Source organism: Paenibacillus sp. FSL F4-0087, from assembly GCF_038020215.1.
In the GTDB taxonomy this organism is placed as follows: Bacteria; Bacillota; Bacilli; order Paenibacillales; family Paenibacillaceae; genus Paenibacillus; species Paenibacillus taichungensis.
Window position 1 is genome coordinate 1,878,125 of sequence record NZ_JBBODJ010000001.1, and the last position, 14,746, is coordinate 1,892,870.

The window sequence follows — 14,746 nt, forward strand, 5'->3', positions numbered from 1 at the left end:
GGAGCCCGATGATGGAAATCAGCTATTTTTTACTCCCCAAAGCCGAAGTGGCCTATATCAAGTCTTCCGCTTCCATGAAAGATGCGATCGAGCAGCTTGAATTGCAGCATTATACCGCCATTCCCGTGATTGACCAGGATGGAAAATATGTTGCCACCCTGTCCGAAGGCGATTTGTTATGGAAAATGCGGAGCACTCCTGGACTGACATTTGAGACGATGGATCAGGTCCAAGTGCATGAGATCGACAACCGTGTATATAATGAATGTGTCTTTATTAAGGCAGAAATGGAAGATATGCTGACGCTGGCAGCAGATCAAAACTTTGTGCCTGTGGTGGATGTGGACCGTGTCTTCCTCGGTATTATCCGTCGCAAGGATATTATTGAGTATTATACGCGCAACATCTCCGACTAAATTTGAAATGAATATATGCCTTTTGCTGATCACAATGGCAGAAGACTGAAACAGAAATGACGAGTCCTTGGGGCAATATCATTAAGTTACTTAACTTAATGATATTGCACATTGAGCTCGTCATTTTTGTGTTTTCAGATAACATCCGGCCTCTACTTTCATTTATGCGAAAAAAACAAATAAACATATTGCGCAATTTTCGACAAATAACTACAATAATTATTATGATACGACAAAATTAACCATCAAAAATTGAACCTAAGGTTCTATATTTTTCGAGGTCCTATCTCTTTTTTCAGAATTTGTTCAGAATCATTTAGTACAATGATCACATTCTTTTTATTCCGATAGGCGGCACTACTCAGAAAAATCAGGAAGAGGTATTCACTTGAACTACTTAAGTACACGCAACAAGATACTTGTCACAGCTACTGTGATTATGTCTTGTATTTACGTCATTTGGCGTACATTTTTCACCATTCCTTTTGGACATGGCCCTCTCGCTGTAACCGCAGGTCTTGCCCTCCTCATTGTCGAACTTATAGGTATGTTCGAACTCGCCGTCCATTTTTACAATATGACCCGGCTCGAATATCCCGAACTTCCCGTTGTTGACGAAGCCTTATATCCGGATGTGGATGTATTTATCGCAACTTATAATGAACCCACTTCGCTTCTGTTCAAAACGATTAATGGCTGTCTGAACATGGATTATCCTGATCGCTCCAAAGTACATATCCATCTGTGTGATGACTCGAACCGTCCCGAGATGCGGGACCTGGCTGCGCACCTGGGTATCAACTACCTTACGCGAACAGAGCATGTACATGCCAAGGCGGGTAACCTGAACAATGCCATGAAGCATACGTCTTCCCCGCTAATCGTCACCTTTGATGCAGATATGATTCCAAAACATGATTTTCTGACGTCGTGCGTTCCCTATTTTCTGACCGGAGAAAAAATTGGTTTTGTGCAAACACCACAGAGTTTCTATAATCCGGATCAGTTCCAGTACAATCTGTACTCCGAGAACCGGATACCGAATGAACAGGATTATTTCTATCGGGACGTACAAGTAGGTCGCAACAAATCCAATTCCGTCATCTATGGCGGAACAAATACCGTACTCTCCAGACAGGCACTGGAAGACGTCGGCGGTTTCTATACCGGTTCCATTACAGAGGATTTCGCCACTGGTATTGAAATGCAAAGCAAAGGGTATCGCTGCTTCGCTACCAATAAAGTACTGGCCTCCGGACTTGCTCCCGGTGATCTGAAAAGTCTGATTAAACAGCGTCAGCGCTGGGCGCGCGGTTGTATTCAGACAGGTAAAAAAATGAACCTTCTCTTCAAAAAGGGACTTAGTTTTGCTCAAAAACTGAACTACATTTCTTCCATTACCTACTGGTACTCCGGGTTAAAACGACTGCTGTACATCATGTCACCCATACTGTTTGCCATGTTCGGCGTTCTGGTTGTGAAATGTACCATTCTGGAGATTCTTGTGTTCTGGTTGCCGATGTATCTGTTGACCAACACCTGCCTGCGAATGTTATCCGGCAATATTCGGACCACCAAATGGACCAATGTATATGAGACCATTCTGTTCCCTTCCCTTCTGCCCGCCGTCATTCTGGAAACTCTGGGCATCACGATGAACAAATTCGTCGTTACCCGCAAAGACGGTGCGCAAAATGATGATCGGAACTATCAGATTAAACAGATGATTCCTCATCTGATTCTGGCGGTACTATCCATTATCGGAATCGTTAATTGTATCCACTGGACATTTAGCCAAGGAACGATTGGTTTCCTCGTTGTGCTGTATTGGTTGTTGATCAATCTCTACAACATCATGATGTCGATCTTCTTCCTGGCTGGACGCAAAGTGTTCCGCAATCACGAGCGCTCAATGGCTGCCGTGGATTGCACGCTCACAACGGAAGGGGAGATCATCTCCTGCATCACCCATGATCTTTCGGAAGGCGGTATTTCCGTCATGCTGGATACACCGAAGTACATTCCAAGTGATATGGATATTGGCATTAAACTGGTAAATGACCGGTATTCAAGCGAGTTTACAGGCAAGGTGGCACATGTCGCTTCGATCGGAAACCGTTGGAAATATGCTTTTACCGTTAAGGATATCACGGAACAAGAGCAGCGCCAGCTGCTGCACATCATCTATGATCGCGAACCTACGCTGCCACAGAAGCTGGACAAGGATATCAGTACATTTGAAGACATTCGCCTGAATTTTGTACGTCGGGGTCAGAGTGAATTCATGTCCAACCGGAAGCTGGCACGAATTGCGCTAAATCGCGAATTGCCAACGGCAGATCATGGAATCGTGACATTGATGGATTTCAACTATGAATTCGTCCTGGTGGAGATGGAGCATCATGATTTGGCCAATGAGATCCAACTTTCGCTTAGCGAAGACATCTCACTGAAATGCATGTGGGTACAGTCCCTACGTAACAAACGAGGCAATTTGTACCGTGTGACCAATATTCGTGATATTGCTCGCAACCATCAGATGCCAACCTTGGAAGCTCTGCTGAAACAGTGGAATAAGGAACATATTCAGTTGGGTAAAACAGGCTCTGCATCCCAGGGCAAAAACAACATCTCTCCAGACGAACTGAACGAGATGGCTTATTTATAGAGGGGAGGCAAGAAAGCATGATCAAGAAGTGGAAACAACTTACACTTGTTGCTAGTCTTGTTGTGTTATGGAACATGTATCCCATCCAGGCTGTTCAGGCAGAGCAGCTTAAGGTCAGTGGGAGTACACTCCATGAATGGAACAATGGAGCCAAGGTAGACGCCAGCGTTGATAACCAAGGCAGTATTCAGATTAAGACCTCCACGCAGGGGCTCAAAAAAGGATACTATTCGGCCTACGTTTATGAGCTGCAGAATCGAGACTGGTCAGGATATGGGGCTTTGACCTTCTCCATCCGCAATGAATCGGACCGAAGGTTGCCTCTTAATATCGTACTGACCCGAGCGGATAAAACCTCCCTTACTGTGTCTGATGATCGAAACGTCATCGTAGTCGAGAAATCAACCGGACACGCTGAACTGGTTCGTCCGTTATCTGGCCTGATTGCATTGGAACCGGGATTTGTCGGACAAATCCGCATCCCCTTTTCCAGCCTAATGGTCCAGGACAAGGCCAGCACGGCAGGTCAGGTGAACTTGGGTAAAGTCATTGGCTGGGGCATTACAACCACAACTCCCGAAAACGCCAAGCTGAGCTTCCGCATCGGCAACATCAAGCCATTGTCCAAGAAGCAAGCTGTTGTGGAGAATGGGCTCACCACCTTGCAAATGACTGGTGACGAACGTGTGGTGAAGCCCGTAGCTGGTGAATCCATTGTCCAATACGGTGTTCAATCTTCCTCAGAAGAAACGCCCGATGTAAAATTCCAGCTCAACACCCCCGTTCAGGGAGCATCCATTACACCGGATGGACTGCTGACGCTGCATACCGATGTCGATGCTGAGCAGGCCACCATACGTGCACTTGTGAATGGCAAATGGAATCTGACAAAGACCGTCATGCTGGATCGCTCTTCAGCGATGAATGTTCAGGAGAAAGACGGGACGCCACGTTCTATTCCTGACCCATCTGAAGTGACCAAGGTGCTCAGCCCTGCCGACCCACTGATGAAAACATCGGTGGGATGGTTTATTCGTCTCTTGTTAACAGCTGCCGGAATCCATGGACTCGTCCTCTACTGGATGTGGAGAAGACAACGGAATGCCCAGGGTGCCAGAAAGCGACGTTCCCGCAATGATCGACAAGCACGGCGACCTTTTCGCATGTAAACGAACCTTGCAGACCAACTCGCATCCTAAGATGCGGGTGTCTGTCTATTTTTAATTGAGCATGTTGCATCAATTGATACAACGTGCTCCCTTATATGATCCTCAAGGAGGAAAGGCAGTGCTCTTTTCCAGTGTAATCTTTCTATTTTATTTCCTGCCGCTTGTTCTGGGGCTGTATTACATACTGAGATTCTCGGTTACGGCCAAAAACATGCTGCTGCTGGTTGCCAGCCTGTTCTTCTATGCATGGGGTGAACCGTGGTTTGTCCTCATCATGCTGGCCTCCATCTGTTTCAACTATATCTTCGCCCTGCTTGTGGACAAGTTCAGGGAACGAAGGAATGCCGCGTACACCATCATTACGTTGATGCTTATCGTCAATCTGGGTATGCTGTTCGTCTTTAAATACATGGCTTTTGCACTTCGTATTGTGAATGAGAATACAAGCTTTGGCCTAAATATCCCGAATATTGCGTTACCGCTAGGGATCTCGTTCTTCACCTTCCACGGAATTTCCTACGTCATTGACGTGTATCGCGGACATGGTGCCGTGCAAAAGAATCTCTTTTATGTGGCGCTATATATCTCCTTCTTCCCTCAGCTCGTTGCCGGACCGATTCTGCGCTATAACACGATTGCAGATCAGATGGTCAACCGTAAGGAAAGTTGGGACAAGTTCGCACTGGGCTGCTGCCGTTTCATTGTGGGTCTGGGTAAAAAGGTGCTGTTATCCAACAGCATGGCGATTGTCGCGGATCATATCTTCAGCATGGGTGGGACCTCAGAAATTCCAGCAAGTCTGGCATGGCTTGGAGCCATCGCCTATACGTTGCAGATTTATTTTGATTTCTCAGGATACTCCGATATGGCCATTGGTCTCGCCCTCATGTTCGGATTCAAGTTCGAAGAGAACTTCAGATATCCGTATATCTCCCGGTCCATCACTGAATTTTGGCGCCGCTGGCATATCTCGCTCGGCACTTGGTTCAAGGAATATGTCTATTTCCCACTCGGTGGATCACGTGTCACTAACAAGGATAAAATGATTCGCAATCTGCTCATCGTCTGGGGATTGACTGGCGTGTGGCATGGTGCGGAGTGGACATTTGTAGTTTGGGGATTAATTAACTTCGCGTTCATTGCGCTGGAGAAAATCTCTAACTTTGATAAAGGTACCCGCTTCAACCCGCTGCGGCATCTCTATGCCATGTTTATTGTGGTCATCGGGTGGGTGATCTTCCGTTCACCGGATCTGCTGCAAGCTGGCAACTATCTGGGCAACATGTTCGGACTGTACGGCAATGGATTCTGGAGTGATACAACCTGGATGTTTCTGAAAGAGTATGCACTCTTCTTCATCCTCGGTATTCTGTTCTGCATGCCGATTGCCACGAGAATGAACAAACTGATGGTCGACGGCGCACGTTTCAGCAAACCATTGGAACTGGTGTACCCGGTCACGATCATCGTTTTATTTCTGGTCTGTGTATCGTATCTGGTCAAAGGTACATACAATCCGTTTATTTATTTCAATTTCTGAGAGAAGGCACAACCATGCACAACTTTTTTGCCAAAAAGAGAATCACGGCTTTCCTCTTCATTCTCGTGCTCGTGACATTCTCTGTTCTGAACATTATTCAATCCTTCGGGCCGATCCAAAAGACGCTGGCTTCAGCGGACTTCCATTTTTCTGAAGCCAAAGAACTGATTCACGAACTGGATAACGACATTAATGAACATGTCTTCGATAAGTTCGGCTTCGTGGAAGCGTACGGATATATGCAGTCACTCATGTGGAAGAACGAGGAGAACAACTTCGAAGTCGTAAAAGACATGGAAGGCAAGCTGCACTATACCTACTTCGCTACAGGGCCAACGGATACGAAAGATCTGTCGGATCGGGTTGCAGCGCTGGGAGCACATTTGGACCCCAAAACTAAACTGACCTATGTGATGACACCAGACAAATACGTACGTGGGTATACCCAGTTCCCGGAAGGCATTCCTTACAATTATAACAACGAAACAGCCGACGGCTTTCTGACCAATCTTAAGCAGGATGGCATCGATACGGTGGATCTGCGCGAAGGTCTGTTGGAGAGTGGTATTCCGGCAAAGGATCTCTTTTTCACCACAGATCACCACTGGAAAATCAAGACCGCGTTCTGGGCCTTTGGCCAGCTGGTGAATCATCTGGACGGCATGTACGACAAGCCGCTGGACCCGGATCATTATTTCACGGACTTAAATAACTATAATGTGGTTCCATATCAGGATATTTTCATTGGATCACAGGGTCGAAAAGCCGGGAAATACTTTGCTGGTGACGATGACTTTGACCTGATTTATCCGAAGTTCAAAACGGACTATTCCTTCTATTTCAAAACCGGAGAGACGGAAGCCACACTGAACGGCCGCTTTGAGGATGCGCTGCTTACAACCTATCCGCTGAATGTGCAAGGAGCTACCTATGATCTAACCGCTGACAAGTACTTTACGTACCTGTACGGAAATCAGGGAATCGTTCATGTGGTGAACAAAGACAAACCGAACGGACTCAAGGTACTGTTCATCAAGGACTCTCTCGCAGTGCCGATGATCTCCTTCCTGTCGACCGTCGTGTCCGAGATTTACCTGATTGATCCACGTTATTATACGGGAGACATCGTAGATTTCGCCAGCAAAACCGAATTGGATCACGTCTTTGTGTCCATATCGCCGCAGGATCTCGTAGATGAATTTTTCCCTTACGGATCGAAAGATTAACTCGGTGGAGGTTCATTCATCTATATAAATTCGAAAGAAAGGGTACCCCACAGCCAATGAGCTGGCAGACAGGGTACCCTTTTTTAAACCAATAGAATCAGTTTCGTTCACGCTTCGCCTTCTGTTCCTTATAATATTGCAAGACATCACGCGGGCTTCCTTGAAATGCTCTTTCCTTGCCATATGCATACGCCAGGTCCAAATTTGCAAAAGCTTCATCATGCTGCTCTAGCTTCATGCAGACTATACCCAGCTCAATCCACGGCCCGGTATTAATATCCGAACTTCGTGTTTGCAGTGCTATTTCTGCCCAAGGCTTCGCCAGCGCGTACTGCCCCATGTCCATATGTGCATTCACGTGACAGGAAGCGATCCAGCTTGCCATTTCCCAGTCGGTCTTCGGCTCGGGCAGCATCCCCCAAGCCTGATCATAATAGATCAGGGCTTGCTCATGCTGCTGCGTTTCATCCAGAACATTGCCTGCTTCTACCGTTTCAATAATTTGTCTCTCCAGTTCGGGATGCTCCGGCGTCAAATCTTTCACTCCGTAACCTCCTCCTCCAGTTCGAAATACCATTCCAGAAAGTTATTGAAGTTCGCCCACTGCGGTGTGCTTTCACCGCTCAGGAAACGTTCGATCGATTCACCAAGCTCCACCAGAGCCACATCTCCCGTTTGGCGGTTATAAAAGAATCCACCCTCGCCCTCAAAGCTGTCCAGCGGGATGTAGGCTTCTGGCAATCCCAACGTAAGTTGAGCCACCGTCATGTCCTCCAGATATACGGTGTTTTCCATAACCCAGCAGATCTGATAGATTTCCTGATGTCTGCTGTAAAAGGTCGGACCATCATCAGCATGCAAATAAAAATGTGCAAAATCAGATGCAAGATCAATACCCAGTTTACGTAAAGCTTCTTCGTACTCTGCTGGCACATCTTCATGCCACCAGCCCTGATTTTGACAATAATCAATCACTTTATTGGATAACATATTAAGCCTCCTAATGAATCGAACATGATGTAGCCATGATGAATAAACCCTCTGGTACAATATAAATTGAACTAAAGATTATTTACACGTGGCACTCCGATGACAGAACAACCTTCCGATCGCTGTTATCCCCAGATTTTTTGGATTCCCTTTTTAAAGGGGAAAATCCGGGGATAAAGGCGAAGCGTATGCTTCCGATGCAGCTTTCTTTCAGAATGCTTTTAGCTCCGCTTCTTCAGGTTATTTCTGTCCTCTCCGTTATCGTATAAAAGTTTAGTTCAATTGATATAGTTGATCTTTACCTATATAACGATATAACCTAGCCTGTTATGCATTAAATCACGATAACGGTTTAACAGGTATCCATACTTGAGGAGGAAGACCCTGACCAGGGTAAACCTCAAGTTCCGGAATTCCTGCGTGCTTGTAAGGGGTGGCTCCGAACCATTCGCTCATAATATACTTCCACAACCGCTGTATCGCTTCTGGCGCCAATTCATCAGCTTCAAATACCATCCAGTGGGACGCGGGAATCTCTATTGAGAACAAACCCTCTGGCACTTCCCCGGAGTGTGAAGTTGCGATCCAATATTCCATTTGACCTCTGTGTAATTCCCTCTGATCTATACAAATGCCGACCAAACCGGACACGGCCCCGTTATTAAATTCGTTTAAACGATCTTCTATTCCGTCCGCCAAAGCTTCCTGCCACATCTTTGGAATCTCTCTCAAATTCTCGCCATCCACACAAGAGAACGTTCTTTTAATGCCTACGAAAGTTAGAGACTGCTGTTCAATTAAGTTATCTTTCACATTCATGGGATCGGCTCCTTTCAGAATGAACGAATTATTAGTATCTAACCGAAACGTGCCTACGCACGCGCATTCCGCAGGAGTTCCTGAAGTGATTGTTGCATAAACAATATATCCCCACGGGTTTTACTATAAATACTGTATCAAAAGAGCAAGACGATTGGAAATAGCTTCATTCATATCCAGCCTTAATTTCCTAATTCTGGAGCAACTTTACCTTCATTTTTTCGTCTAATGATTAACTAACGACGAAGGAGATGACTATGCGAATAAGTTGCAGTCCCGGTTTCCCCGGGAGCATGATTGGGTCAATTGACCTTCAGCCTACCAATTTTAATACGGGTGTTTCCAGCAACAGCGAGATTACTCATCACATTAACGCTGAACTCATTGCCATTCCCTATATGGAAGATCCCGAATTCGGATCATACTTTGATGCGATGAAGATGATGAAGGGAACGTACAAGGAAGAGTTTCACGTAAGCTATGATGTGGAATTTACGATTGATGTGGATAAAAAGGGGTATATGTGCGAACCCAATTTCGATCTTAGTATCGAACCATAACTCCTACATCATTTGAATACAACAAGAGCACAAAGCGTTCCTGACTTACTTCGGATCACCTGTGCTCTTTTTGAATATAGGTTCTGTTTACCAAAAAAACATATTTCAGGGGTGGTTACATGGATTTTCGAGAAGAAACACCTGAAGAAAAAAGAGAACGTCTGAGACAAGAAGAATTAAAGGGAAACCCCATGGGTACGTTGGGTGATGGCGTAAATCGTGCTCAATTTGGAAGCTTCGCAGATTTAGTTGGAGGTTTGGGATGGAAAGGCACTGGAATCCTCATTATATTATTGGTACTAGGGTATGTAATTTATAAATTAGTATCCTAAATAAGGATTGGGATAACTATGCATTCTTCGCTATGTGAATAAATAAGCGTATTCAAAGCTTTCCATTGAATACGCTTATTCGTTTGCAGAAAATACTCAACCATTTAAGCACTCAAGTCTTTCTTTTCTCCCTTTGCCACCAGCTTCTTGTGCTCCCACTTCTCAATCCAACCCCCAACCCGGATGAAAAAGAAAGCTACCGCCATCGAAAAGGTCACAATTCCGTAGAAACCGGCTCCCGTACCAATACCGACCCCACCTGCAAATAGGATCATCGCTGCCGATGTCAAACCTTTCACTTCAAATCCGGCCTTCATAATGAGTCCTGCTCCGAGAAAACCAAGGCCCGAGACGATTTGAGCCGCCAGACGCATCGGGTCCATCATCGTTCGGTTATGCAGCTGTCCGTACACTTCAACACTCTCAATGGATACGATTGTAATGAGTGCAGAAGCGACCGTGACAAATGTATACGTCTTTACGCCCGCCGGTTTGTTCTTATGGGTCCGATCGAATCCGATTAACAGCCCGAGCACAGCACTGATCAGAATTCGGACATAATATTCAAAAGGTACAGAGTTGCCCATCCAGGATGTAAACGTTATCATATTTAACCTCACAACATCCGAAACTCATTCTTGCTAATTCTTGATCGAGGAACAAGAGTTTCTTTCTATTATTTTGCTAGGCACGATCCTGTTATTCTCGTACGATCCCTCCAAAATACCCAGCTTATGCATAAGCAGCCTTACCGACTGAACACCCAGCTCCGATGGTTGCAAATCCATTCCCGTCAACGAAGGTCTTACCTGATGCATCATGGACTGATCACCGCAGATTACAAACAATGAGATATCTTCCGGCACACGAAGACCCGCATCGTTAATGGCATTAAGAGCGCTAAATGCAGTACGGTCGTCATCTGCAATAATGGCCGTAACCCTGCCCATGGGGTTCTTCACATTATGAAATGTCTCATCATAGCCGTATTTAATATACTTGTCTGAATGAATACCTGGTTTGTAATGGATCATTCCGGGCTGGATCGTCACACCATGCTCCTGCAGTACCCGGACGAACTCTTCCGACCGCTCAATGGAAACAGTCATCTGCTCCCCGGCGTTCAGAAACATGATGTTCCGATGCCCCAGTCCAAGCAAATAATCGCAAATATCGCGCATGACCTGTTTATTATCATTATTGACGGTAGATACACCCTGAAGTCCCTTGTTAATGATTTTGCCGATCGTGACGAACGGAATGTCATGCTGATACAGCAGATTGATCCGGTCATCCTCTTCTGTTGGTCCCAGCACAATGGCCCCGTCAATAGGATAACTCGCAAGTGAAGGTGTCTTCACCTCTTCGGCAGCAATCATGTCCAGAAGCACCCGATATCCGTAATTGGAAGCTTCCAGAATGACACCATTGATAAACTGATTATGGAACACGCTGAAAAAGAATTTTCCGTGCGGAATGGTAAGCCCGATCGCCATTGTTTTCTTGGTGACCAAGCTTCTTGCAATGTGATTCGGCACGTAATTCAATTCCTTCGAAATTTGCAGTACTTTCTCGGTTACTCTTTTGCTCGTTGGCCTTTTCTGGCTGAATACGTTGGATACCGTTCCCTTGGATACACCCGCCAGACGGGCTACATCATCAATCTTTGCCATTAGGAACAACCTCTCCTCAACACTAGTTCGATTTCGTCCTCGCGAGTTCAAAGATGACTGATGGTACCGTCAGGTTCATGTCGATGGTTAGGATGTCCTGGATTGCATCTCATCCTCAGTCTCGATTGGAACGCCGCGAAGCTGAAGCTGCTCTGCATAATGACAGGCAGCAAAATGATTATATCCTACTTCACGGAGTTCAGGAACGTGCTGGATGCATTTATCTGTCTTATACGAGCATCGGGGATGAAAATGACAGCCGCTTGGCGGATTGGCCGGATTCGGTACTTCCCCCTCCAGTATAATTCGTTCTTTTTTAAAATCCGGATTCGGTTGGGGCACGGCTGACATTAGCGCCTCCGTATAGGGATGCTGAGGATTCGAGAACAATGATTCCGTTGTTGCCAGTTCCACAATTCTGCCCAGATGCATAACCGCTACTCGGTCGGAAATGTTCTGTACGATGGAAAGATCATGCGAGATGAAGATATACGTGATCTTGAATTGCTCCTGCAAATCTTTGAGCAGATTGATAATCTGAGCCTGAATCGATACATCCAGCGCAGAGACTGCTTCATCACAGACAATCAGTCTGGGTTGTGTAATCAGCGCACGTGCAATGGCTATCCGCTGCCGCTGTCCCCCCGAAAATGCATGTGGGTAACGTTTCAGATAACTCACATTCAGACCTGTTTTCTCGGCAATTTCCATCACCTTCGTCTCCACTTCAGCTCTGCTCAGCTTAAAGTTCGCAATCAGCGGTTCGGCGATAATATCGAATACGCTCATCCGGGGGCTCAGTGAGGAATACGGGTCTTGAAAAATCATCTGGATATCCTTGCGATATGCTTTGATCTCTTTGCCCTTCAAGTTTAGGTAATTCACTTCTTTTCCATCTTCCGCATGATAGACTACACTGCCTGAAGAAGCATCCACACCTCTGACGATGCAGCGTCCGAGCGTCGTTTTTCCACATCCGGATTCCCCGACAATGCTGAGCGTCTCCCCTTCAAGGAGTTCAAATGAAATTTCGTTCAGAATATGAATGGGTTTTGGCTTTTTGAACAGGGCTTTTTTGGATTTGACCTGGAAGCTTTTGTTCAGGTTGAGGACTTCAAGAATGGGTTTGGTCATTATGCTTCTCCTTCTCTCTGGTCCGCGTACAAGAAACATCTGACCATATGCTGGTCGGAAATCGCGGTTTTCGGTACAGCTTGTTGATTACATACACCTTCAATCCTGTCCTTGCAGCGATCATAGAATCCGCACATCGGAGGCATGTTGATCGGCATCGGAACAGAACCTTCGATGGAATCCAGCCGTTTGCTTTTGTTTCCTCCCAGTCTAGGCATCGATTTAAGTAAGCCTTTCGTGTAGGGATGCTTCGGATTGTTGAAGATTTCTCTCATTGGGGCCTGCTCAACTATTCTCCCGAGATACATCACCGCAACCTCATCACACATCTCGGCGATAATACCCAGATCATGGGTCACCAGCAGAATGGCCATGCCAAATTCCGCCTGCAGACTTTTCATAAGTTCCAATACCTGAGCCTGAATGGTCACATCGAGCGCCGTCGTGGGCTCATCCGCAATCAGAATTTCGGGGTTACAGGACAATGCCATGGAGATCATCGCCCGCTGACGCATACCTCCCGAGAATTCATGCGGATATTGATCGAAACGCTTGGCCTGATCGGAAATCCCAACTTTGCTTAGCATCTCTAACGCGATTTTTTTGGCCTCTTTCTTATTCCTCGTCTGATGAATTCGAATCGCTTCCATGATTTGATTCCCGATGGTATACATCGGAGAGAAGGCCGTCATCGGCTCCTGAAAGATCATCGAGATTTTGCGGCCACGTATGGAGCGGATCTGCTTGCCTGTCGGCTTAAGAGACAAAAGGTTCAGGCCATGGAGAGTCGATTCCGAGTCGGAATTGTAAGTGATTGTTCCACTCGTTTCACATTCCTTGGGATTGATGCTGATGATCGATCGACTTGTCAGGCTTTTGCCGCAGCCCGATTCCCCCACAAGCCCAAGGGTTTTGCCTTTGTATATATTGAAGTCGACTCCATCCACGGCATTCATGACGCCATTTTCCATCTGAATCCGAATCTTCAGGTCTTGAACGGACAGTAAAGGTTGCTCCTTATCAACAGTTTGAGTTGCCATGCGATCCCCTCGCTTGCCTAGTATTTGGACAATTATTTTTTGTACGGATCAGCCGCGTCGCGCAAGCCATCGCCGATGAAGTTATAGGTCAATACAGTCAGAATGACAAAAGCGAGCGGAATGAGCTTCCAAGGATAAAGGGCCACATTTTCAATTTTTTGCGCCTCCTGAAGCAGCACACCCCAACTGGTTGCCGGCGAACGTACGCCAAGACCGAGAAAGCTCATAGCTGTCTCACCCAGAATCATGCTCGGAATCGCCAGGGTTGTCGCCACGACTAAATAACTCATGAATCCTGGCAGCAGGTGTTTAACGATAATCTTTGCGTCTCCTACACCAGCGATCTTTGCAGCGATTACATAATCTTCATTCTTCAATGAAATGAACTTGCCTCTGACCACCCGTGCCAGATCCGTCCAGCCAATAAAAGCGAAGATGATCACGATGTATAAATACATGGTCACGACCGGTATACGTGGCGGAATTGCAGCGGATAGTGCCATCCACAACGGCAGCGTCGGAAAGGAACGGATGATTTCGATGATGCGCTGTATCATGGAATCAATCCAGCCGCCAAAATAACCGGAGATGCCTCCAATAATCAAACCCAGAATAAAGCTAATGCCTACGCCGACCAGCGGAATGCTCAGTGAGATTTGACTGCCCAGCACGATCCGGGAGAACAGGTCACGCCCCATACCGTCCGTACCCAGCAGGAATATCCGCCCTGGCTCATCTACAGCGAACAAATGCGTCGACATGGGGATCAGACCAAGAAACTTATATTCTTCTCCCTTCACAAAGAACTTGAAGAAATGCTTTTTTTCGGTATCCGGGACAAACATTTTACGCAATGTTTCGGGGTCACGCTCGCTCTTCAATTCATATACAAACGGCTTGATGTGAAATTTGCCTTCCGCATCAACGAATCGAAGTCCCATTGGTGGAGCATTCACGTATTTGCTGTCATAGCTTTGCAGCCCATACGGCGCGATAAACTGTGCGAACAGTGCGATGATGTAAAATGCGCCCAGAATGTACATGCTGATCCGGGCCAACTTATGTTTCTTAAATTTCTGATATATCAGCCGCCACTGCGAGCTGTATACAGTATCTTTGGGTGGTGCTGTAACAGGGACTGCCGGCCTTTGACCTTTAAATAACGGTAATGGTCTCATC

At 46.3% G+C, this 14,746-nt stretch carries 15 protein-coding genes; 7 read left to right on the forward strand and 8 right to left on the reverse strand.

Features of this window, described 5'->3' with window-relative positions:
* Positions 1-11 precede the first annotated feature (11 nt).
* The 5 genes from MHB84_RS08825 (at position 12) to MHB84_RS08845 (ending at position 7,019) form a co-directional block, all read left to right on the forward strand.
* Complete coding sequence (locus MHB84_RS08825) at positions 12-416, forward strand: CBS domain-containing protein (protein ID WP_024631266.1); 405 nt, start codon at positions 12-14, stop codon at positions 414-416.
* A gap of 388 nt (positions 417-804) precedes the next feature.
* Positions 805-3,084 (forward strand): glycosyltransferase, encoded by a 2,280-nt coding sequence (locus MHB84_RS08830; RefSeq protein ID WP_143764827.1) that lies wholly within the window; start codon positions 805-807, stop codon positions 3,082-3,084.
* Positions 3,085-3,101: 17 nt separating this feature from the next.
* Positions 3,102-4,253, forward strand: a complete 1,152-nt coding sequence (locus MHB84_RS08835) for a hypothetical protein (protein ID WP_076291670.1) — start codon at positions 3,102-3,104, stop codon at positions 4,251-4,253.
* Positions 4,254-4,371: 118 nt separating this feature from the next.
* Positions 4,372-5,793 carry an MBOAT family O-acyltransferase gene (locus tag MHB84_RS08840; RefSeq protein WP_076291669.1) on the forward strand — a complete coding sequence of 474 codons (1,422 nt, stop codon included), beginning with the start codon at positions 4,372-4,374 and terminating at the stop codon, positions 5,791-5,793.
* Positions 5,794-5,807: 14 nt separating this feature from the next.
* Positions 5,808-7,019, forward strand: coding sequence for an alginate O-acetyltransferase AlgX-related protein (locus MHB84_RS08845; RefSeq protein ID WP_076291668.1), 1,212 nt, complete (start codon positions 5,808-5,810; stop codon positions 7,017-7,019).
* 97 nt (positions 7,020-7,116) lie between these two features.
* Here the strand turns inward: MHB84_RS08845 and MHB84_RS08850 are convergent, their stop codons facing one another.
* The 3 genes from MHB84_RS08850 to MHB84_RS08860 form a co-directional block, all read right to left on the reverse strand.
* Positions 7,117-7,563 carry a hypothetical protein gene (locus MHB84_RS08850; protein ID WP_076291667.1) on the reverse strand — a complete coding sequence of 149 codons (447 nt, stop codon included), beginning with the start codon at positions 7,561-7,563 and terminating at the stop codon, positions 7,117-7,119.
* Positions 7,560-8,009, reverse strand: coding sequence for a hypothetical protein (locus tag MHB84_RS08855; RefSeq protein WP_076291666.1), 450 nt, complete (start codon positions 8,007-8,009; stop codon positions 7,560-7,562). Before MHB84_RS08855 ends, MHB84_RS08850 begins: the two co-directional genes overlap by 4 nt.
* Before the next feature lie 339 nt (positions 8,010-8,348).
* Positions 8,349-8,828: a GyrI-like domain-containing protein gene (locus MHB84_RS08860; protein WP_076291665.1), complete on the reverse strand. Its 480-nt coding sequence runs from the start codon at positions 8,826-8,828 to the stop codon at positions 8,349-8,351.
* 293 nt (positions 8,829-9,121) lie between these two features.
* On the opposite strand from MHB84_RS08860, the gene MHB84_RS08865 reads away from it, so the two are divergent.
* Positions 9,122-9,388 (forward strand): hypothetical protein, encoded by a 267-nt coding sequence (locus MHB84_RS08865; RefSeq protein ID WP_143764826.1) that lies wholly within the window; start codon positions 9,122-9,124, stop codon positions 9,386-9,388.
* Between the two features lie 119 nt (positions 9,389-9,507).
* A complete protein-coding gene (locus MHB84_RS08870) occupies positions 9,508-9,720 on the forward strand; it encodes a DUF6366 family protein (RefSeq protein WP_076291663.1) in 213 nt (70 codons plus the stop codon).
* A gap of 104 nt (positions 9,721-9,824) precedes the next feature.
* On the opposite strand, the gene MHB84_RS08875 is transcribed toward MHB84_RS08870, so the two are convergent.
* The 5 genes from MHB84_RS08875 to MHB84_RS08895 all read right to left on the reverse strand — a co-directional run bounded on the left by MHB84_RS08875 (position 9,825) and on the right by MHB84_RS08895 (position 14,745).
* Positions 9,825-10,328 (reverse strand): MgtC/SapB family protein, encoded by a 504-nt coding sequence (locus tag MHB84_RS08875; protein WP_083679106.1) that lies wholly within the window; start codon positions 10,326-10,328, stop codon positions 9,825-9,827.
* 33 nt (positions 10,329-10,361) lie between these two features.
* Entirely contained in the window at positions 10,362-11,393 is a 1,032-nt protein-coding gene (locus MHB84_RS08880; RefSeq protein WP_076291662.1) for a LacI family DNA-binding transcriptional regulator, read from the reverse strand.
* Between the two features lie 87 nt (positions 11,394-11,480).
* Positions 11,481-12,527 carry an ABC transporter ATP-binding protein gene (locus tag MHB84_RS08885; RefSeq protein ID WP_076291661.1) on the reverse strand — a complete coding sequence of 349 codons (1,047 nt, stop codon included), beginning with the start codon at positions 12,525-12,527 and terminating at the stop codon, positions 11,481-11,483.
* On the reverse strand, positions 12,527-13,567 hold the full coding sequence (locus tag MHB84_RS08890; RefSeq protein ID WP_076291660.1) for an ABC transporter ATP-binding protein: 1,041 nt from the start codon (positions 13,565-13,567) through the stop codon (positions 12,527-12,529). Before MHB84_RS08890 ends, MHB84_RS08885 begins: the two co-directional genes overlap by 1 nt.
* Before the next feature lie 32 nt (positions 13,568-13,599).
* Complete coding sequence (locus MHB84_RS08895; protein ID WP_076291659.1) at positions 13,600-14,745, reverse strand: ABC transporter permease; 1,146 nt, start codon at positions 14,743-14,745, stop codon at positions 13,600-13,602.
* Position 14,746: the final 1 nt, after the last annotated feature.